The organism is Streptomyces cyaneochromogenes, from assembly GCF_003963535.1.
Lineage (GTDB): Bacteria > Actinomycetota > Actinomycetes > Streptomycetales > Streptomycetaceae > Streptomyces > Streptomyces shaanxiensis.
On record NZ_CP034539.1, the window covers coordinates 2824380 to 2843097 of the forward strand.

The window sequence follows — 18718 nt, forward strand, 5'->3', positions numbered from 1 at the left end:
CGGCCCTTCGTCACCCCGGAGCCGGTCCAGCTGGCCGAGCTCACCGCCGACGTCTACGTCAAGGCCCGCACCCTCGGCGAGCGCGACTGGCAGCTCGCCGAGGTCGCCGACGTCGAGGCCGAGCTGGACCCGCAGCGGATCACCCAGGCGATGGTCCAGCTCGCGCAGAACGCCGTGCAGCACACCGCACCCGGGCAGACCGTCCGTATCGGCTCGCGCGCCGACGGACCGGGCGTCGAGCTTGGAGAACTGGGCGCACGTCCTCACCCGTGACCTGGGGGCCATGCGCACCGACCTGCGCCACGGCCCCGGCACCGGCGCCTCCGGCGGCCTGGGCGCCGGCCTCGCCGCGCTGGGCGCCCGGCTCCTCCCCCGCTTCGACGTGCTGCTGGACCACCTCGACCTGGACGCCCGCCTGGCCCGCGCCGACCTGGTCGTCACCGCCGAGGGCGCCCTCGACCACCAGACGCCCAGGGGCAAGGTTCCGGCCGAGGTGGCCCGCCGGGCCAAGCTGTACGGCCGCCCGGTGCTCGTGCTGGCGGGCACACTCGGCGAGGGCCACCAAGAAGTGCCGGGCGTGGACGCGTTCAGCGGGATCCTGCCGGCACCGATGGCCTTGGCGGAGGCCCTGGTGCGGGCCTCCGAACTCCTCACGGACGCGGCCGAGCGCGCCCTGCGTATGATCCTGCTGGGCGCCCGGCTACCGGCTCATGCGGAGGTGTCCGGCACGCAACGCCCGTCCTCCGTGCGGTAGTTCCACTGCGCGCCGTGCTGGACCAGTTCCTTCACCGCGCCCACGAACCGCTCGACGTGCTCGTCCGGCGTACCCGCCCCGAAGCTCACCCGGATCGCGTTGAGGGACTTCTCACCGGGAGCGGCCTCCGGGGCGCCGCACTCGCCCTGCGTCTGCGGGTCGCTGCCCAGCAGCGTGCGGACCAGGGGGTGGGCGCAGAACAGCCCGTCCCGCACCCCGATGCCGTACTCGGCGGAGAGCGCGGCGGCGAAGTGGGAGCTGTTCCAGCCATCGACGACGAAGGAGATGACACCGACGCGCGGGGCGTCGTCACCGAAGAGGGAGAGGATCCGTACCTCGGGAACCTCGGCGAGTCCCGCCCGCACCTTGTCGATGAGGTACTGCTCGCGGGCGACCAGGTCGTCGAACCCGGCCTCGGTGAGCGCCTTGCAGGCCGAGGCGATGGAGTAGGCGCCGATGACGTTGGGCGACCCGGCCTCGTGCCGCGCCGCGCTCTCGTGCCACTCGACGTCCACTCCCCCGTCCTCACGCCGGGAGACCTTGCGGCTGGCACCGCCGCCCGCGAGGTACGGCTCCGCCTCGCGCAGCCAGTCGGCACGGCCGGCCAGGACGCCCGAGCCGAAGGGGGCGTACAGCTTGTGGCCGGAGAAGGCGACCCAGTCGACGTCGAGGTCCTGGACGCTCACCGGGTGGTGCGGGGCCAGCTGGGCGGCGTCGAGCACGATCCGGGCACCGTGCGCGTGGGCCGCGGCGGCCAGCTCACGGACCGGCCACAGCTCACCGGTGACGTTCGAGGCGCCGGTGACGCAGACCAGGGCCGGGCCGTACACCTCTTGATTGGATGCAGTGCGGTCGGCGAGGGCGCGCTCCAGGGTCTCGACGGCCTGACGGGGGGTGCGGGGCGCGTTGAGGTAGGTGACGCGAGCGTCGCGCCAGGGCAGCAGGGAGGCATGGTGCTCGGTCTCGAAGACGAAGACCTGGCAGTCGGCCGGGAGGGCGGCGGCGAGGAGGTTGAGCGAGTCGGTGGTGGACCGGGTGAAGACGACCTGGTCGGTGTCCCGGCAGTCGAGGAACTCGGCGACCGTCCTGCGGGCGTTCTCGAACAGGTCGGTGGAGAGCTGCGAGAGGTACCCGGCGCCGCGGTGGACGCTGCCGTAGTACGGCGCGTAGGCGGCGACGTCGTCCCAGACGCGCTGCAACGCCGGCGCGCTGGCGGCGTAGTCGAGCGCGGCGTAGGTGACCTCGCCGCCGGTGACCAGCGGGACGGTGACATCACGGCCCAGAACGGGCAGCGGGCAGCAAATGGTCTGGGCGGCGGCAGCGGTGGAGGCAGACATGGCGAACTCCCGTGAGAGGCATGCGAGTTGAGTGCATGCGGGAAAGAGAAAAAGGGTGCGCGGAGGCGGGGCTCGGGCGGCCCTATCGCATTCGCTTGCTCACGGAAGACTCCCTCGAACGACCAGGACCCCTGGTTTCGAGAGGGGCCCGCGCTTGCCGTAGACCTCGCTGCCTACGGCCTGGTCTTCACCCGGGGCACCCCGCCACGGACGGAGGGTTGCCGGACAGTCGGCCGGGGCCTCATGACTGTCACTCATGACCTGGTCCAATATCCTGCCACACGATCATCAGCACGCAAGGCGCAGTCCAGAATCCGGACTGCGCCTTGCGTCACATCACAGGGAACTCAGGCGTTGCTGGCCGCCACCCAACGCTCCAGCGTCCGCTTCGCCGCTCCCGAGTCGATCGACTCCGCCGCCCTCGCCATGCCGAGCCGGATCTGCTCGGTGAGCGGAGCGTCCGTCGGCTCCAACGCCACCAGCGCCGCGGCCGAGTTGAGCACCACGGCGTCCCGTACGGGCCCGGTCTCGCCCTCCAGCAGCCGCCGGGCGACCTCAGCGTTGTACGAGGCGTCCGCACCCCGCAGCGCCTCCACCGGCACCAGCTCGATACCGACGTCACGCGGGTCGAAGCCCTCCTCGGTCACCTTGCCGTCCCGTACGACCCACACACGCGAAGTGGCCGTCGTCGTCAGCTCGTCGAGACCGTCGTCGCCCCGGAACACCAGCGCGGACGAGCCGCGTTCGGCGAGGACGCCGGCGATGAGCCCCGCCATCCGGGTGTCGAAGCAGCCGACGGCCGAGGAGGTGACGCGAGCCGGGTTGGTCAGCGGGCCGAGGAGATTGAACGAGGTCGGGATCCCCAGGTCCCGCCGGACACCGCCGACGAAGCGCATCGAGGGGTGGAACTTGGCCGCGAAGCAGAAGGTGATCCCGGCCTCGTCCACGACCCGGGCCACGCCCTGCGGCGACAGGTCCAGGTTGATGCCGAGCTTCTCCAGCACGTCGGACGAGCCGCTCGCCGAGGACGACGCCCGGTTGCCGTGCTTGACGACCTTCGCCCCGGCGCCCGCGATCACGATGGCCGACATCGTCGAGATGTTGACCGTCTTGGCCCGATCCCCACCCGTGCCGACGATGTCGACGGCCGGGCCGGGAATGTCCAGCGGCTGCGCGTGGGCGTACATCGCCTCGACGAGACCGTTGATCTCCTCGACCGTCTCGCCCTTGGCCCGCAGGGCCACCATGAAGCCGGCGATCTGGGCGTCCGAGGCCTCGCCGCTCATGAAGCGGTCCATCGCCCACGCCGTGTCTCCGGCGCTCAGGTCCCGTCCGGCGAGCAGCGCGCTCAGCACCTCGGGCCAGGAGCGGCCCGCCGCGGTGTCGCCTCCAGCGGGGATCACAGCGCTCATAAGCCGCTCCAGGGTCAGGCGTCCCGCACTACGGGACGAGAGTCTCAACGAGGTCCACCCTATCCAGCCCCGGGACACGGAGAAGGGCCCCGTCCGAAGACCGGACGGAGCCCTTCTGCCGTGGCGTGGCGAAACGCAGCGATCAGTGGTGGCCGTGGCCGCTCGTGATCTCCTTGTACTCCTCGACGGTCGGCTTGGGGATCTGACCGTCCTCGCCGAAGTACGACTTGCTGAGCTTGGCGCGGAGCTTCTCGGAGCCCTTCACCTTGCGCTCGACGCCGTTCTCGTCGACCTTCGGACCGATCTCGGCCGGCTGGTACTGCTCGTGCGCCGTGAGCGTGTACAGCGCGTCCTGGCTGAGCGGCTCGTGGACCTCGATGAACTCACCGTGCGGCAGGCGCTTGATGATGCCCGACTCGCGGCCGTGCAGCACCTTGTCCTTGTCCCGGCGCTGCAGGCCGAGGCAGATCCGCTTGGTGATGATGAACGCGATGACCGGTCCGGCGAAGAACCCGATCCGGACGAACCAGGTGACCGCGTTGATCGACAGGTGGAAGTGGGTGGCCCACAGGTCGTTGCCACCGCCGACCAGGCCGATCATGTACACCGTGATCCAGGCGACGCCGAACGCGGTACGCGTCGGGGCGTTGCGCGGACGGTCCAGGATGTGGTGCTCGCGCTTGTCGCCGGTGACCCAGGACTCGATGAACGGGTAGACCGCGATGGCCATCAGCACCAGGCCGAAGAGGACCAGCGGGATGAACACGCCCAGGACGAGCGTGTGACCCCAGAAGTCGATCTCCCAGCCCGGCATGTAGCGGACCAGACCCTCGGCGAAGCCCATGTACCAGTCGGGCTGGGCGCCCGTGGACACCTGGTCCGGCCGGTAGGGACCCATGGCCCAGATCGGGTTGATCTGCGCGACCGCGGCGATGACCGCGATGACGCCGAAGACCAGGAAGAAGAAGCCTCCGGCCTTGGCCATGTAGACCGGCAGCAGCGGCATGCCGACGACGTTCTTGTTCGTCTTTCCGGGGCCCGCGAACTGCGTGTGCTTGTGGTAGAAGACCAGGATCAGGTGGCCGACCACCAGGCCGAGCATGATGCCCGGCAGCAGCAGGATGTGGATCGAGTAGAAGCGGGCCACGAAGTCGGTGCCCGGGAACTCGCCGCCGAAGAGGAAGAACGAGATGTACGTGCCGACGATCGGCATGGACAGGATCGCGCCCTCGGTGAAGCGGACACCGGTGCCGGAGAGCAGGTCGTCCGGGAGCGAGTAGCCGGTGAAACCGGTGAACATGCCCAGGACGAACAGCAGGAAGCCGAACAGCCAGTTGATCTCACGCGGCTTGCGGAACGCGCCCGTGAAGAACACGCGCATCATGTGCACGAACATGCCCGCGAGGAAGATCAGCGCGGCCCAGTGGTGGATCTGCCGGATGAGCAGACCACCGCGCACGTCGAAGGAGATGTGCAGCGTCGAGCTGAACGCCTCCGACATGAGCTGTCCCTGGAGCGGGACGTAGGAGCCGTGGTACTCCACCTCGTTCATCGACGGGTGGAAGAACAGCGTCAGGTACACACCCGTGAGGATGATGATGATGAAGCTGTAGAGGCAGACCTCACCCAACATGAACGACCAGTGGTCGGGGAAGATCTTGCGCATGTTGGCCTTGGCCAGGGAGTAGATCCCCAGCCGGCCGTCGGCCCAGTCGGCGACGCGCTCGCCGGCCGGTGCCTTGTCGCGCGAGCGCGACTCGGTGGTGGACTCAGTGCTCATCCGCGCTCCCAGAATGCAGGACCGACGGGCTCTTCGAAGTCGCCGAGCGCCTCGAGGTAGCCCTCGTCGTTCACGCCGATGCGCAGCTGCGGCAGGGCGTGGCCGGCGGGGCCGAAGATCACTCGGGCACCGTCGGCGAGGTCGAAGGTGGACTGGTGGCAGGGGCAGAGCACATGGTGCGTCTGCTGCTCGTACAGGGAGATCGGGCAACCGACGTGGGTGCAGATCTTCGAGTACGCGACGATGCCCTGGTAGGACCAGTCGAGTTCCTGCTTGTCCTTGATGTCGTCGGGCTGGAGCCGGACGATCATCAGGGCGGCCTTGGCGATCTCGTTCTGGAAGTCGTGGTCGTGCTCCTCCAGGCCCTCCGGCTTGGCGAAGGTGAGGGAGCCGACCGCGACGTCCGAGGGACGCAGCGGCTCGTTGGTGTTCATGTTGACGAGCAGCTTGCCCTTGGACCACAGGGTGTGGCGCAGCTTGGTGCCGGGCAGCGGACCGAGGTCACGCAGCAGGACGACACCGGAGAGCGGGAACAGGGCCAGCGCACCGAACATCGTGTTGCGGATCAGCTTGCGGCGACCCAGCGCGGACTCCTTGGCGCCCTGCCGGAAGTCGGCCATGACCTTGGCCTTGACCTCGGGCTCAGCCGCGATCGCGTGACGGTCGTCCGCGACCTCCTCGTCCGACATCAGGGTGCGGGCCCAGTGGACCGCGCCCGCGCCGATGCAGAACAGCGCACCGCCGAGGGTCAGACCCAGCGCGAAGTTCAGCGCGTTGAGGTGACCGATCGGGAAGACGAAGATCGACTTGTCGTGCGGGATGGCGACGTACGAGGCGATGAAGCCGACGGTGGCCAGCATCGAGACCGTGAACAGCAGGGCGACCGTGCGCTCGGACCGCTTGGCGGCCCGCTCGTCGATGTCCTGGATCCGGTGCTCGTGGGGCGGCAGGCCGGGGTCGGCGAAGGGGTTCTTCTCGTCCGCTACCGCGACGTGGGCGTCCTGCTCAGCGGGCAGGTTCTCTTCTGGAATGTCTTGGCTACTCATGACTTCTTGGCCTTTGCGGTCCGAGCGGCGACCCAAACAGCGACCGCGATCATTGCGCCGAGACCGAAGATCCAGGAGAAGAGGCCCTCGGTGACCGGCCCGAGGCCGCCCAGCTCCAGACCACCCGGATTCACCGTCTCATCGCTGTTGACCGCGTGCAGGTACGCGATGATGTCCTTCTTGTTCTGCTCCGACAGCGTGGTGTCGGGGAACGAAGGCATGTTCTGCGGGCCGGTCTGCATGGCCTCGTAGATGTGCTTCGGGTCGACGCCCTCGAGGCTCGGCGCGTACTTGCCCTTGGTCAGAGCGCCGCCCTTGCCGGTGAAATTGTGGCACTGGGCGCAGTTGTTGCGGAAGAGCTCGCCGCCCTTGGCGATGTCCGCGCCCTCGGGGCCGTACTTCTCCTCGGACGGGACGGACGGACCGGCGCCCAGCGAGGCGATGTACGCAGCGAGCTGGTCGATCTCGGCCTGCGAGTAGATGTTCTTCTTCTTCGGGACCTGGGCGCCCTGGGAGGTGGCGGCAGGCATACGTCCCGTCGAGACCTGGAAGTCGACGGCGGCGGCGCCGACACCCACCAGGCTCGGACCGTCGGAGGTGCCCTGACCGCCGGTGCCGTGGCAGCTGGCGCAGCCGACGGCGTAGAGCTTCTTGCCCTCCTCGATGGTGAGGGACTGGGCGGTTTCCTCGGCCTGCGCCTTGTCCGCGGGCGCGAACACGGCGTACAGCCCCCCCGTGCACGCCAGCGCGAGGAGTAGGACGACGACCGCCGCCAGCGGATGGCGTCGTCGTGCGGAGAGCTTTTTCACGGATTACCCCGGTGTCAGGATCTTCTGCGTCGATGCTTCGGTAAGTGCGTTTGTTGAACGCGCGCGGGATCGGGCCCGGCTACTTGATCATGTAGATCGTGGCGAAGAGGCCGATCCAGACGACATCGACGAAGTGCCAGTAGTAGGACACGACGATCGCGGCGGTCGCCTGCTCATGCGTGAACCTCCGGGCCGCGTACGTGCGGCCGAGGACCAGCAGGAAGGCGATGAGACCGCCCGTCACGTGCAGGCCGTGGAAGCCGGTGGTCAGGTAGAAGACCGAGCCGTACGGGTCGGACGAGAGCGAGAGGCCCTCGTGCTTGACCAGCTCGGTGTACTCGTACACCTGACCGCCGATGAAGATCGCACCCATGATGAAGGTGACGATGAACCAGCCCCGGAGCTTCTTGACGTCACCGCGCTCGGCGGCGAACACGCCGAGCTGGCAGGTGAGGGAGGAGAGCACCAGGATCGTGGTGTTCGTCGCCGAGAACGGGAAGTTCAGGGCTTCGGCCTTCTCGTGCCAGAAATCCGGCCCGGTCACCGATCGAAGGGTGAAGTACATCGCGAAGAGGGCCGCGAAGAACATCAGCTCGGAACTCAGCCAGATGATGGTTCCGACGCTGGTGAGGTTCGGTCGATTGACCGACGGGTGCGCGTGACCCTTGTCTACTGTCGTTGCTGTCGCCACGACCGACATTATGTCGGTCGCTTATCCCGCCCTCACTCCGGGGGGTGCCGTTCGGAGTGTCTTCCCCGTTCATACCGGTGTTGACGTGGTGTTCAAGGGAGTAGCATCCGGCCCAACGGGCCTGTCCTTACGACGCAGACGTCACGGAGGAACAATGCAGCCGACCGCCACGGTGCTGGTCTACAGCGACGACTCCAACACCCGCGAGCAGGTGCGGCTTGCCTCCGGTCGGCGACCGGCTCCTGATGTGCCCTTGGTCAGGTTCGTGGAGTGCGCCACGCCCGCCGCGGTGCTGCGCGAGCTGGACAAGGGGGGCATCGACGTCTGCGTGCTGGACGGTGAAGCCGTGCCCATGGGGGGCATGGGGCTGTGCCGGCAGATCAAGGACGAGGTGTTCAACTGCCCGCCGGTGCTGTTGCTCATCGGGCGGCCGCAGGACGCGTGGCTGGCCACGTGGAGTCGGGCCGAGGCGGCGGTGACGTTGCCTGTGGAGCCCGTGGAGTTCGCGGGGGCGTTGGCTTCCCTGTTGCGCACGAAGCGGCTTCAGAGCGCCTGAGAGCTCGGGAGCTTGGTGTTCACGGGCGACTGCGGGTCCGGTTGCGGCTGGTCGCGCCCACGCGGCGGAGCCGCAAATCGATGCAGACCCGCACCCCTGAAGGGGCGCTGTCCCTGAGGTCGCTTCATATGCTCTGTGGCCTCAGTCTTGCCTTCTCCGACGGGCTCGGGCCCTCCGGTGTGCCGCCCACCAGCGCACTGCCGTTGCGCCAGTTCTTCCACTCCAGGTTCCAGTCGCCGAAGCCGTTGCCGAACGGTTCCATCGTGTTGCCGTACGAGTTGATGACCTTGACGATGTCGCCCTCGCGTATGTTGTCGAAGAACCACGAGGCGTTGGCCGTGCTCATGCCGGTGCAGCCGTGGCTGACGTTGGCGTAGCCCTGGGAGCCGACCGACCAGGGGGCCGCATGGACGTACTCGCCGCTCCAGGTCACGCGGGTGGCGTAGTAGACGGGTAGGTCGTACGACTCCGAGGAGCCCGCCGCTATGCCTATGCTCGTGCCGCGCATGCGTACGAAGTACTCCTTGGCCAGTACGACCTTGACTCCGTTGCGGGTCTCGAAGCCGGGCTTGCCGGTGGTGACCGGGACCGACCTGACCTCCTCGCCGTTCCGGTAGAGCGTCAGCCGGTGGGACGCGGCGTCCGTGACGGCTATGACCTGGTCGCCGATGGTTATTCGCAGCGGCTTGACCTTGCCGCCCCACAGGCGTTCGCCGATCTTCACGCCGTCGAGGTTGCTGTGGGCTCGGATCGTGGCGCCGGAGGGCCAGTACTCCTTGGGGCGGTAGTGGAGTTCCTTGTCGTCCACCCAGTGCCAGGTGCCCTCCACGGCGGGCGTGGAGTCGACCTTCAGGGCCCGCTCGACTATGGCGCGCTGCTTCTTGTCCTTGAGGGGCTGGTTCAGTGCGGCGGTGATGGGCTGGCCCACGCCGTACGTGCCCGTCCTGGGGCCGAACTCCACCGTCAGATGCTTCTTGGTGGTCGGCCGGCTGGTGTCGAAGGTGAGGACCTTGCGGCCGGGGGCGCCGTCCTCGTCCTCGGTGCTCACACGCACCGTGTAGCGGGCGTTGGCGGCGAGCGGGGAGGTGCTGTGCCAGCGGGTGCCGTCGACGGAGAGTTCGCCCGCGACGTAGCGTCCTGCGGCGTCCCTGGCGGTGACGTCCGTGATACGGCCGTCGGAGTCCTCCGCGGTGACTTCCAGGGGCTTGTCGGGGTCGGCCTTCTTGCCGTCGCCCGAGGGGCCGTTGAAGGCGATCTGGTCGGCCGCGTCGTAAGGGTCGGCGGCCAGCGGGTTGCCGTCGCTGCTGCAGGCGGCGGCACTCGCGCCGAGTGCGGTCAGCAGGAGCGTGCAGCCTATGACGGTCTTCGTGCGCGGTGCTCTGTTGCTCATGGCTTCACGCTAGGAAGCGGCGTCATCGGCGGCGCGCCGGGTGACTCGTACGGGTGATTCGGATTACTGCAAAAGCGGGAGCCCGGACACTCCTGGCGGAGTGTCCGGGCTCCCGATGAGCTCGGCTCGTGCTACTGGGTGCGGTTCTCACCGCGGTAGTACTCGAAGACCCAGCCCCAGATGCCGATGAGGACCAGCGGCGCGGAGAAGTACATCAGCCACCAGCCGATCGCGATCGACAGGAAGGCGAGGGCGCCACCGATCGCGAGGGAGAGCGGCTGCCAGCTGTGCGGGCTGAAGAACCCGACCTCGCCGGCGTCGTCCGCGACGTCCGCTTCCTTGTTGTCCTGCGCACCCGTGTCGACCCGCCGGGCGGTGAAGCCCAGGTAGAAGCCGATCATGATGGCCAGACCGAACGCCAGGAAGAGTGCCGTGGTACCGGCCGGCTCCTTCGACCACACGCCATAGACGACCGCCATGGCAAGGATGAAGACGCTCAGCCAGATGAACATCTTGCCCTGAACCTTCACTTGCCGGCCTCCTTGCCACCAGCCAGAGCCTTGTCACCGTGAGGTGCGTTCTCGAGCTGGTCGAGGGCGGCGATCTCAGGGTGGTGCAGGTCGAACGCCGGGGATTCGGAACGGATCCGCGGCAGGGTGAGGAAGTTGTGCCGCGGCGGCGGGCAGGACGTGGCCCACTCCAGCGAGCGGCCGTAGCCCCACGGGTCGTCGACGCCGACCGGCTTGCCGTACTTGGCCGTCTTCCACACGTTGTAGAAGAAGGGCAGCAGCGACGCGCCGAGGACGAACGAGCTGATCGTCGAGATCGTGTTCAGGGCGGTGAAGCCGTCGGCCGCGAGGTAGTCGGCGTAACGACGCGGCATGCCCTCGGCACCCAGCCAGTGCTGGACGAGGAAGGTGCCGTGGAAGCCGACGAACAGCGTCCAGAAGGTCATCTTGCCGAGGCGCTCGTCGAGCATCTTGCCCGTCCACTTCGGCCACCAGAAGTGGAAGCCGGAGAACATCGCGAAGACGACGGTGCCGAACACCACGTAGTGGAAGTGCGCCACCACGAAGTACGAGTCGGAGACGTGGAAGTCCATCGGCGGCGAGGCCAGGATGACGCCGGTCAGACCACCGAAGGTGAAGGTGATGAGGAAGCCGGTCGCCCAGAGCATCGGTGTCTCGAAGGACAACGAGCCCTTCCACATCGTTCCGATCCAGTTGAAGAACTTCACGCCTGTCGGTACGGCGATGAGGAACGTCATGAAGGCGAAGAACGGCAGGAGCACACCGCCGGTGACGTACATGTGGTGTGCCCACACCGTCACGGACAGGCCCGCGATCGCGATGGTGGCCGCGATCAGACCCATGTAGCCGAACATCGGCTTGCGGGAGAAGACCGGGATGACCTCGGAGATGATGCCGAAGAACGGCAGCGCGATGATGTACACCTCTGGATGGCCGAAGAACCAGAAGAGGTGCTGCCACAGCAACGCTCCGCCGTTGGCCGAGTCGAAGATGTGGGCGCCGAACTTGCGGTCCGCCTCCAGCGCGAACAGCGCCGCGGCCAGCACCGGGAAGGCGAGCAGGACCAGAACACCGGTCAGCAGGACGTTCCACACGAAGATCGGCATGCGGAACATCGTCATGCCGGGGGCGCGCATGCAGATGATCGTGGTGACGAAGTTGACCGAGCCGAGGATGGTGCCGAAGCCGGAGAAGGCAAGGCCCATGATCCACAGGTCGGCGCCGATGCCCGGGCTGCGGACCGCGTCCGACAGCGGGCTGTAGGCGAACCAGCCGAAGTCGGCCGCGCCCTGCGGGGTGAGGAAGCCGCCGACCGCGATGAGCGAGCCGAACAGGTACAGCCAGTAGGCGAACATGTTCAGCCGGGGGAAGGCCACGTCCGGCGCGCCGATCTGCAGCGGCATGATCCAGTTCGCGAAGCCGGCGAACAGCGGCGTCGCGAACATCAGCAGCATGATCGTGCCGTGCATCGTGAACGCCTGGTTGAACTGCTCGTTCGACATGATCTGCAGACCAGGACGGGCGAGCTCGGCGCGCATGAGCAGCGCCATCACGCCGCCGATCACGAAGAACGCGAACGACGTGACGAGGTACAGCGTTCCGATCGTCTTGTGGTCGGTGGTGGTGAGCCACTTGACCACGACGTTGCCGGGTTGCCTGCGCCTGACCGGCAGCTCGTTCTCGTACGAGTCCTCAGCTGCGGCGGCACCCTGGGGTTCGTTGAGGATGCTCACAGGTTGTTCGTCTCCCGGTTCTTCTCGTGGCTCGTCTGCGCGATGCCGGCGGGAACGTAACCGGTCTGCCCCTTCTTGGCGAGGTCCTTGAGGTGCTGCTCGTAGCGCTCGGGGGAGACGACCTTCACGTTGAACAGCATCCGGGAGTGGTCGACGCCGCACAGCTCGGCGCACTTGCCCAGGAAGGTGCCCTCACGGTTGGGGGTCACCTCGAAGGCGTTGGTGTGGCCCGGGATGACGTCCTGCTTCATCAGGAACGGCACCACCCAGAAGGAGTGGATGACGTCACGCGAGGTGAGGACGAAGCGGACCGTCTTGCCCTTGGGCAGCCACAGGGTCGGGCCGGGGTTGCCGGTCTGCGGGTTCCGCGTGCCGGGCGTGCCGACGTCGTAGACACCGCCGGCGTTCGCCGGGAAGTCCTCCTTGAACCGGTCCGGAATGGCGTCCAGGTTCTTGTCGGTCTTCGCGTCGCCCGTGGAACCCTCGACGGGCTCGACGTAGTTGAAGCCCCAGCTCCACTGGTAGCCGACGACGTTGATGGTGACGTCGGGCTTGTCCTTGAGGCTGAGGAGCTTCGACTCGTCGCGGGCCGTGAAGTAGAACAGCACCGAGACGATGATGAGCGGGACCACGGTGTACAGCGCCTCGATGGGCATGTTGTACCGGGTCTGCGGAGGGACCTCGACCTTGGTGCGGCTGCGCCGGTGGAACATGGCGCTCCACAGGATCAGACCCCACACGAGCACGCCGACGGCGAGCGCAGCCGCCCAGGAACCCTGCCACAGGGAGAGGATCCGCGGAGCCTCTTCCGTGGTCGGGGTGGGCATACCAAGGCGGGGGAAGTCTTCCCAGTTGTACGAGCAACCGGTGGCTGTCGCCAGGACCAGGCCCGCGGTCATTGCCTGCAGCAGCTTCCGCCGCATCGGGCGCCGCGGCGAGCGGTCGGAGCCGTTGGGACTCACGTAGCGCCTTCCCGAGAGTCTCGCCCGCGCGGTATGGCTGCGGCCTGGCCTTCTCGCTGGTCGGTCGCCGCCCTGCGACGGGCAGGGGTTTGGATGTTTATGCGGACCAAACCCTAGCCGACGCCCTCCGGGGGTTCGCGGGGAGGGGTGCCTATGGGGTGGGGTGGTTCGCTTGTTTGGCGGCTGCGGGTTCGTTGGGGCTTGTCGCGCCCCGCGGCGGAGCCGCTGATGTCACCGCCCCGCGCCCCTGAGGGGCGCCCCGGTCACCGGACGTTTTAGCGTTGCTGTGTGGGCTACTTTGACTCTGCTTCCAGTGCTCCTCTTCATCCTGTTGCCCGGCAGGCGCTACAGGCCTCCCTTGATGAAGGGTGGGCCGATCCTGCCCGTCTCTATCGGGAAGGGCGGCGGGCGCGGTTGTTGCTGGATGCCGCTCGGGAGGCCGCCGCTGAGGCTGTCGGTTGTCGTGCCGATGAGTTGGTGTTCACCTCGTCGGGGACTCGCGCCGTCCATTCGGGTGTCGCCGGGGTGTTGGCGGGGCGGCGGAGGGTCGGACGCCACCTGATCGTGTCCGCGGTCGAACACTCCTCTGTGCTCCATGCGGCTGACGCGCACGAGGCCGGGGGCGGTTCCGTCACTCAGGTCGCGGTGGACCGTGCGGGGGCGGTGAATGCGGGTGCGTACGCGGCGGCCCTGCGGCCGGACACCGCGCTCGCCTGCCTCCAGTCGGCCAACCACGAGGTGGGGACCGAGCAGCCGGTGGCGGAGGTGGCCGCCGTGTGCCAGGAGGCGGGCGTGCCCTTGCTGGTGGACGCGGCGCAGTCGCTCGGGTGGGGGCCCGTCGAGGGTGCCTGGTCGGTGTTGACCGGGAGCGCACATAAATGGGGCGGGCCGTCGGGGGTCGGGCTGCTCGTCGTACGCAAGGGCGTGCGGTTCGCCGCGCAAGGGCCCTCGGACGAACGGGAGTCGGGGCGGGCGGCCGGGTTCGAGAACATCCCGGCGATCGTCGCCGCGGCGGCCTCGCTGCGGGCCGTGCGGGCGGAGGCGGCCCAAGAGGCGCTGCGGCTGCGGGAGCTGACGGAGCGGATCCGGGCGCGGGTGCCGCGGGTGGTGCCGGATGTGGAGGTGGTCGGCGATCCGGTGCGGCGCCTTCCCGGCATCGTCACCTTCTCCTGTCTCTATGTCGACGGAGAGGCCTTGCTGCACGAACTGGACCGCGCCGGCTTCTCGGTCTCCTCCGGTTCGTCCTGCACGAGCAGCACGCTGACGCCCAGCCATGTGCTGAAGGCGATGGGGGTGCTCAGCGAGGGGAATGTGCGGGTGTCCCTGCCGTTCGGGACGCCGGCGGAGGATGTCGAGCGGTTCCTGGAGGTGCTGCCGGGGGCGGTGGCAGGGGTGCGGGAGAAGCTGGGGGCTCCGGTCACCGAGACGGTCGTACGGGACGACGTGCTGGTCGTGGACTCCCTCGGCAAGCTGTGCCCGATCCCGGTCATCGAGCTGGCGAAGGTCATCGGCGAGGTGCCGGTGGGCGGCCTGGTCCGGGTCCTCGCCGACGACGACGCGGCCCGCCTGGACATCCCGGCGTGGTGCGAGATGCGGGGGCAGGAGTACGTGGGCGAGGAGCCGGCGGAGAAAGGAACGGCATACTTGGTCCGCCGGGTCAGCTGACCCACCTGAGGGGCGCGGGGCTGTGTCGATATGCGGCTACCGCCGCGGGGGCGCGACCAGCCCCCGCGCACCCGCAGCCGACCACGAACCTGCCGAGGCGGACGAGTAGTCGCACCCGGCCTCAGCCGAGGTGCTTGCGGACCTCCTCAGCGGCAGCGTCGCCGTACGCCTTGGTGAACCGGTCCATGAAGTGCGCCCGGCGCAGCTGGTACTCCTGCGTGCCGACCGTCTCGATGACGAGCGTCGCCAGCATGCAGCCGACCTGCGCGGCCCGCTCCAGGGACACACCCCACGCCAGCCCGGACAGGAACCCCGCGCGGAAGGCGTCGCCGACGCCCGTGGGGTCGGCCTTGCGCTCCTCCTCGGCGCAGCCGACCTCGATGGGGTCCTCGCCCTGCCGCTCGATGCGCACACCCTGCGAGCCGAGGGTCGTGACGCGGTGGCCGACCCTGGACAGGATCTCCTCGTCCGTCCAGCCGGTCTTGGACTCGATGAGGCCCTTCTCGTACTCGTTGGAGAAGAGGTACGTCGCCCCGTCCAGCAGTATCCGGATCTCGTCGCCGTTCATCCGGGCGATCTGCTGGGAGAAGTCGGCGGCGAAGGGGATCGCGCGGGAGCGGCACTCCTCGGTGTGGCGGAGCATCGCCTCGGGGTCGTCGGCGCCGATGAGGACGAGGTCGAGGCCGCCGACGCGGTCCGCGACGGTCTTCAGCTCGATGAGGCGGGCCTCGCTCATCGCACCCGTATAGAACGAGCCGATCTGGTTGTGGTCGGCGTCGGTGGTGCAGACGAAGCGGGCGGTGTGCAGGGTCTCGGAGATGCGGACCGAGCCGGTGTCGACGCCGTGGCGGTCCAGCCAGGCCCGGTACTCGTCGAAGTCGGAGCCCGCGGCGCCGACCAGGATCGGCTTCGTGCCCAGCTGCCCCATGCCGAAGGCGATGTTCGCGCCGACGCCGCCCCGGCGTACGTCCAGGTTGTCGACCAGGAAGGAGAGCGAGACCGTGTGCAGCTGGTCCGCGACGAACTGGTCGGCGAAGCGGCCGGGGAAGGTCATGAGGTGGTCGGTGGCGATGGAGCCGGTGACTGCGATGCGCACGGCTGGAGTCTCCTGCGGGGAGGTGGGATTGACATTCCACGCTACCGTGCGTGACCGGGACTCTGAAGTAGCCAAAACTACCTGATAGTAGATCTTTCTTCGCGGGCTTCGGCGTGCATACGGTGCCGCTATGACGAAAATCGAGGTCCATGCCCCCGCTTCGGCCGACCTGGAGGTCGACCTGGCGTCGCTGCTCGGTGACTGCGCGCGGATGGCTCCCCACTGGACCGCCCCCGATCGCGTCCATTCCCTTCCGGTCTCCCCGTCACTCATCCACGGGGTGACCGTGCCGCCGAAGTCCGCGCGCCTGGTGGACGCGATGTCGGACTACGGCGACTGACCGGAGCACGGCGACCGAATCGGCGCCCTTCAGGGAACCGTGCGCTCCCCTGCTGCGTCCCATCGCTGTCCCCCGTAAAGGGGATGCGGGATACGACCCCGTGGGCCGACCTTTTTGACAGGGTCGGGTCAGGGTCCTGGGACATGTGCGCAGCCGAAGGAGCGATGCGGTGAACACCGAGCGACCCGAGAACGACGACACGGGCGCCGACGGCTCCGCCGAGGAGCAGGGCGTCCGGGAGGAGAAGGACGCCGTCGGTGCCGAGGGGCTCGGAGCCGGCAGTGAGGCGGCGGCCGAGGCCGCGGCGGGCGAGGACGGTCCGGAGAACTCGGAGGAGGCCGCCCCTGAGGAGGCTTCGGAGGCATCCGCCCCTGAGGCGGCTTCGGAGGAGACTTCGGTCCCGGCCTCGTCGGCCGCGGACGCTCCCGTCGCCCCCGCCGTCGAGCGCCCCGGCGCCACCCCCGCCCCGGCCGGCGAGTCCGAGGACGTCCAGGACGGCGCCCGGCGCCGCTCCCCCGCGGTCATCGCCTCCGTCGCCGCCGCCGTACTGCTCGTCGGGGGCGGTGGGGCCTACCTCGCCGCGAACGCGTCCGGCGGGTCGGACGGCGGTACGACGTCGGCGGCGCCCGGGGGTGACACTCCCCCGCCGCTCCATCTCGACGGTTACACGGGCGGCGACGGCGGGGGCGGCACCGGCGGTATCGCGCCCGGGGAACCGAACCCGTACGGCGTCACCTACAAGGCCGACGGGGAGCTCGCGGACGGGCCCGGCTCGGCGCCGGTGTACCGGGCGGGCGGCGAGGTCGGCGCGGACGAGGTGGCCCGGCTGGCCAAGGCGCTCGGGGTGGACGGGACGCCGGTGGCACAGGGGCAGACCTGGAGGGTCGGGGCGAGGGACGGGGCGGGGCCCAGTCTGCAGGTGAACAAGCAGGCGCCGGGAACCTGGACGTTCTACCGGTACGCGCCGGGCACCGACAACTGTCAGAGCACCACCGTGTGCCACAAGGGCTCCGCCGAGTCGACCGCCGACCCGATCGGCGAGGAGGCCGCGAAGAAGGCCGCCGCCCCGGTTCTCAAGGCGGCGGGTCAGGATGACGCGAAGCTCGACGCGAGCCAGGTCATGGGCGCCCAGCGTGTGGTGAACGCCGACCCCGTCGTCGGCGGGATGCCCACGTACGGCTGGACGACCGGGGTGACCGTGAGCGCCCAGGGCGAAGTGGTCGGCGGAAGCGGCCAGTTGAAGGCGCCGGTGAAGGGGGACACGTACCCCGTGCTGAGCGCCGAGAAGACGCTCGGGCTGATGAACGCGACACCGGGGACCGGCGGCCGCATGGGCATCGGCGGCTGCGCCAGCCCCGTACCGCTGAAGGACCGTCTTGAGGCGCCCTGCGGTGCCCAGGCGTCGACGGGGACCCCCTCGAAGGACACCGTCACCGTGGAGAAGGCGGTGTTCGGGCTGGCCTCGCACTATGTGGACGCGCGGCAGGCTCTGGTGCCGTCCTGGCTGTTCGAGGTGAAGGCGCCCGGCGCGCAGGACAGCTTCACGGTCACGTATCCGGCGATCGACCCGAAGTACCTGGCCTCGGCCGCGCCGTCCGAGGAGCCGACCGGGCAGCCCACCCCGCGGCCGACCGATCCGAAGGACGAGCCGACCTCGGCGCCGGTCACCCGGAACGTGACGGTGGACGGCTACACGGTCGACGGCAGGGAACTGACGGTGGCCTTCACGGGCGGCGTGTGCGCCGACTACAAGGTGACGGCGAGCGAGAGCGACGACGAGGTGACGGTCCGGGTGACCGAGACCTCGCAGCCGGAGAAGGTCTGCATCCTGATCGCCAAGGTGTTCCACAAGACCGTGCAGCTGGACGAGCCGCTCGGTGACCGCAAGGTCGTGGGCACGGACGGCCAGGCGCTCCCGAAGGAGAAGCCGGGGGCGGGGGTGCCGGAGACGTCCGGGGCCCGGTAGGGCCTACGGACACGGGAAGGCGGCGGCCCCGTCGGAGGGGGTCGCCGCCTTCTCGTATGTCAGCCGGATCGGCTGTCGGCCGTTTGGGCGAGGCTCAGCTGAAGGAGTCGCCGCAGGCGCAGGAGCCCGTCGCGTTCGGGTTGTCGATCGTGAAGCCCTGCTTCTCGATGGTGTCGACGAAGTCGATGGAGGCACCGCCCAGGTACGGGGCGCTCATGCGGTCGGTGACGACCTTGACGCCGCCGAAGTCCTTGACCACGTCGCCGTCGAGGGACCGCTCGTCGAAGAAGAGCTGGTAGCGCAGGCCGGAGCAGCCACCGGGCTGAACGGCGACGCGCAGGGCCAGGTCGTCACGGCCTTCCTGGTCGAGCAGGGCCTTGACCTTCGCCGCTGCGGCGTCGGACAGGATGATGCCGTCGGTGACGGTGCTGGTCTCGTCCGATACGGACATCTACATCTCTCCCGGGTTGTACGGAGACTGCTTGCCGACGGTTGCAACCATCGGGGCCGCGGATTCATTCCGGGCCGGGCGCTTGTCTTTCGGTCCTTCTTCATGCTCGCACACGGCGCATGGAGCGGAAAATGCCTGATTCGGGAGTGCGGGCACGCCTCGGGCCCCCTCGCCGGGATTCACGTCACATCGACACGATG

16 protein-coding genes, 2 pseudogenes and 1 riboswitch are annotated in these 18718 nt (G+C 68.8%); of the genes and pseudogenes, 6 read left to right on the forward strand and 12 right to left on the reverse strand.

Annotated features, from left to right (window positions below; all coding sequences use genetic code 11):
- Window positions 1–6: 6 nt before the first annotated feature.
- Both EJ357_RS49280 and EJ357_RS12590 read left to right on the forward strand, forming a co-directional pair.
- Window positions 7–243 (forward strand): annotated as a pseudogene (locus EJ357_RS49280) (two-component sensor histidine kinase); the annotation flags it as partial.
- A pseudogene (locus EJ357_RS12590) lies at window positions 233–754 on the forward strand (glycerate kinase); the annotation flags it as partial. The pseudogenes EJ357_RS49280 and EJ357_RS12590, both read left to right, overlap by 11 nt.
- On the opposite strand, the gene EJ357_RS12595 reads toward EJ357_RS12590, so the two are convergent.
- The 6 genes from EJ357_RS12595 to ctaE form a co-directional block, all read right to left on the reverse strand.
- The gene (locus EJ357_RS12595) at window positions 709–2091 is read right to left on the reverse strand and encodes an aminotransferase class V-fold PLP-dependent enzyme (RefSeq protein WP_126391610.1); all 1383 of its coding nucleotides are present in this window, start codon (window positions 2089–2091) and stop codon (window positions 709–711) included. The pseudogene EJ357_RS12590 and the gene EJ357_RS12595 sit on opposite strands and share 46 nt — an antisense overlap.
- A gap of 145 nt (window positions 2092–2236) precedes the next feature.
- A riboswitch (SAM riboswitch) is annotated at window positions 2237–2353 on the reverse strand.
- Window positions 2354–2438: 85 nt separating this feature from the next.
- Window positions 2439–3503 carry an anthranilate phosphoribosyltransferase gene (gene trpD, locus EJ357_RS12600; RefSeq protein ID WP_126391612.1) on the reverse strand — a complete coding sequence of 355 codons (1065 nt, stop codon included), beginning with the start codon at window positions 3501–3503 and terminating at the stop codon, window positions 2439–2441.
- Between the two features lie 142 nt (window positions 3504–3645).
- Window positions 3646–5283 carry a cytochrome bc1 complex cytochrome b subunit gene (gene qcrB / locus EJ357_RS12605; RefSeq protein ID WP_126391614.1) on the reverse strand — a complete coding sequence of 546 codons (1638 nt, stop codon included), beginning with the start codon at window positions 5281–5283 and terminating at the stop codon, window positions 3646–3648.
- On the reverse strand, window positions 5280–6329 hold the full coding sequence (qcrA, locus tag EJ357_RS12610) for a cytochrome bc1 complex Rieske iron-sulfur subunit (RefSeq protein WP_126391616.1): 1050 nt from the start codon (window positions 6327–6329) through the stop codon (window positions 5280–5282). The genes qcrB and qcrA overlap by 4 nt, the downstream gene beginning before the upstream one ends.
- The gene (gene qcrC / locus EJ357_RS12615) at window positions 6326–7138 is read right to left on the reverse strand and encodes a cytochrome bc1 complex diheme cytochrome c subunit (RefSeq protein WP_126391618.1); all 813 of its coding nucleotides are present in this window, start codon (window positions 7136–7138) and stop codon (window positions 6326–6328) included. Before qcrC ends, qcrA begins: the two co-directional genes overlap by 4 nt.
- Window positions 7139–7217: 79 nt before the next feature.
- A complete protein-coding gene (gene ctaE / locus EJ357_RS12620) occupies window positions 7218–7838 on the reverse strand; it encodes an aa3-type cytochrome oxidase subunit III (protein ID WP_126391620.1) in 621 nt (206 codons plus the stop codon).
- Window positions 7839–7983: 145 nt separating this feature from the next.
- Here ctaE and EJ357_RS12625 point away from each other — a divergent pair, with 145 nt between their 5' ends.
- Window positions 7984–8385: a response regulator gene (locus EJ357_RS12625; protein ID WP_126391622.1), complete on the forward strand. Its 402-nt coding sequence runs from the start codon at window positions 7984–7986 to the stop codon at window positions 8383–8385.
- A gap of 124 nt (window positions 8386–8509) precedes the next feature.
- Here the strand turns inward: EJ357_RS12625 and EJ357_RS12630 are convergent, their stop codons facing one another.
- The 4 genes from EJ357_RS12630 to ctaC all read right to left on the reverse strand — a co-directional run bounded on the left by EJ357_RS12630 (window position 8510) and on the right by ctaC (window position 13000).
- On the reverse strand, window positions 8510–9775 hold the full coding sequence (locus EJ357_RS12630; RefSeq protein WP_126391624.1) for a L,D-transpeptidase: 1266 nt from the start codon (window positions 9773–9775) through the stop codon (window positions 8510–8512).
- A 131-nt stretch (window positions 9776–9906) separates the two neighbouring features.
- Window positions 9907–10305, reverse strand: coding sequence for a cytochrome c oxidase subunit 4 (locus tag EJ357_RS12635; protein ID WP_126391626.1), 399 nt, complete (start codon window positions 10303–10305; stop codon window positions 9907–9909).
- Window positions 10302–12038, reverse strand: a complete 1737-nt coding sequence (gene ctaD / locus EJ357_RS12640) for an aa3-type cytochrome oxidase subunit I (protein ID WP_126391628.1) — start codon at window positions 12036–12038, stop codon at window positions 10302–10304. The genes EJ357_RS12635 and ctaD overlap by 4 nt, the downstream gene beginning before the upstream one ends.
- Entirely contained in the window at window positions 12035–13000 is a 966-nt protein-coding gene (gene ctaC / locus EJ357_RS12645) for an aa3-type cytochrome oxidase subunit II (RefSeq protein ID WP_126391630.1), read from the reverse strand. The genes ctaD and ctaC overlap by 4 nt, the downstream gene beginning before the upstream one ends.
- A 288-nt stretch (window positions 13001–13288) precedes the next feature.
- On the opposite strand from ctaC, the gene EJ357_RS12650 reads away from it, so the two are divergent.
- Window positions 13289–14665 carry a cysteine desulfurase/sulfurtransferase TusA family protein gene (locus tag EJ357_RS12650; RefSeq protein ID WP_126391632.1) on the forward strand — a complete coding sequence of 459 codons (1377 nt, stop codon included), beginning with the start codon at window positions 13289–13291 and terminating at the stop codon, window positions 14663–14665.
- 121 nt (window positions 14666–14786) lie between these two features.
- Here the strand turns inward: EJ357_RS12650 and EJ357_RS12655 are convergent, their stop codons facing one another.
- The gene (locus tag EJ357_RS12655; RefSeq protein WP_126391634.1) at window positions 14787–15761 is read right to left on the reverse strand and encodes a carbohydrate kinase family protein; all 975 of its coding nucleotides are present in this window, start codon (window positions 15759–15761) and stop codon (window positions 14787–14789) included.
- A gap of 130 nt (window positions 15762–15891) precedes the next feature.
- Here EJ357_RS12655 and EJ357_RS12660 point away from each other — a divergent pair, with 130 nt between their 5' ends.
- Window positions 15892–16101, forward strand: coding sequence for a hypothetical protein (locus EJ357_RS12660; protein ID WP_126391636.1), 210 nt, complete (start codon window positions 15892–15894; stop codon window positions 16099–16101).
- A 169-nt stretch (window positions 16102–16270) separates the two neighbouring features.
- The gene (locus EJ357_RS12665) at window positions 16271–18067 is read left to right on the forward strand and encodes a hypothetical protein (protein WP_126391638.1); all 1797 of its coding nucleotides are present in this window, start codon (window positions 16271–16273) and stop codon (window positions 18065–18067) included.
- Between the two features lie 94 nt (window positions 18068–18161).
- Here EJ357_RS12665 and EJ357_RS12670 read toward each other — a convergent pair whose 3' ends face one another.
- Window positions 18162–18518, reverse strand: a complete 357-nt coding sequence (locus EJ357_RS12670; protein ID WP_030582488.1) for an iron-sulfur cluster assembly accessory protein — start codon at window positions 18516–18518, stop codon at window positions 18162–18164.
- Window positions 18519–18718 lie beyond the last annotated feature (200 nt).

What these genes read in the sequence shown, in the direction of transcription:
- EJ357_RS12595 (WP_126391610.1), bottom strand. Translation starts at nt 2,091, where the DNA reads ATGTCTGCCTCCACCGCTGCCGCCGCCCAGACCATTTGCTGCCCGCTG.
- trpD (WP_126391612.1), bottom strand. Translation starts at nt 3,503, where the DNA reads ATGAGCGCTGTGATCCCCGCTGGAGGCGACACCGCGGCGGGCCGCTCC.
- qcrB (WP_126391614.1), bottom strand. Translation starts at nt 5,283, where the DNA reads ATGAGCACTGAGTCCACCACCGAGTCGCGCTCGCGCGACAAGGCACCG.
- qcrA (WP_126391616.1), bottom strand. Translation starts at nt 6,329, where the DNA reads ATGAGTAGCCAAGACATTCCAGAAGAGAACCTGCCCGCTGAGCAGGAC.
- ctaE (WP_126391620.1), bottom strand. Translation starts at nt 7,838, where the DNA reads ATGTCGGTCGTGGCGACAGCAACGACAGTAGACAAGGGTCACGCGCAC.
- EJ357_RS12625 (WP_126391622.1), top strand. Translation starts at nt 7,984, where the DNA reads ATGCAGCCGACCGCCACGGTGCTGGTCTACAGCGACGACTCCAACACC.
- EJ357_RS12630 (WP_126391624.1), bottom strand. Translation starts at nt 9,775, where the DNA reads ATGAGCAACAGAGCACCGCGCACGAAGACCGTCATAGGCTGCACGCTC.
- EJ357_RS12660 (WP_126391636.1), top strand. Translation starts at nt 15,892, where the DNA reads ATGACGAAAATCGAGGTCCATGCCCCCGCTTCGGCCGACCTGGAGGTC.
- EJ357_RS12670 (WP_030582488.1), bottom strand. Translation starts at nt 18,518, where the DNA reads ATGTCCGTATCGGACGAGACCAGCACCGTCACCGACGGCATCATCCTG.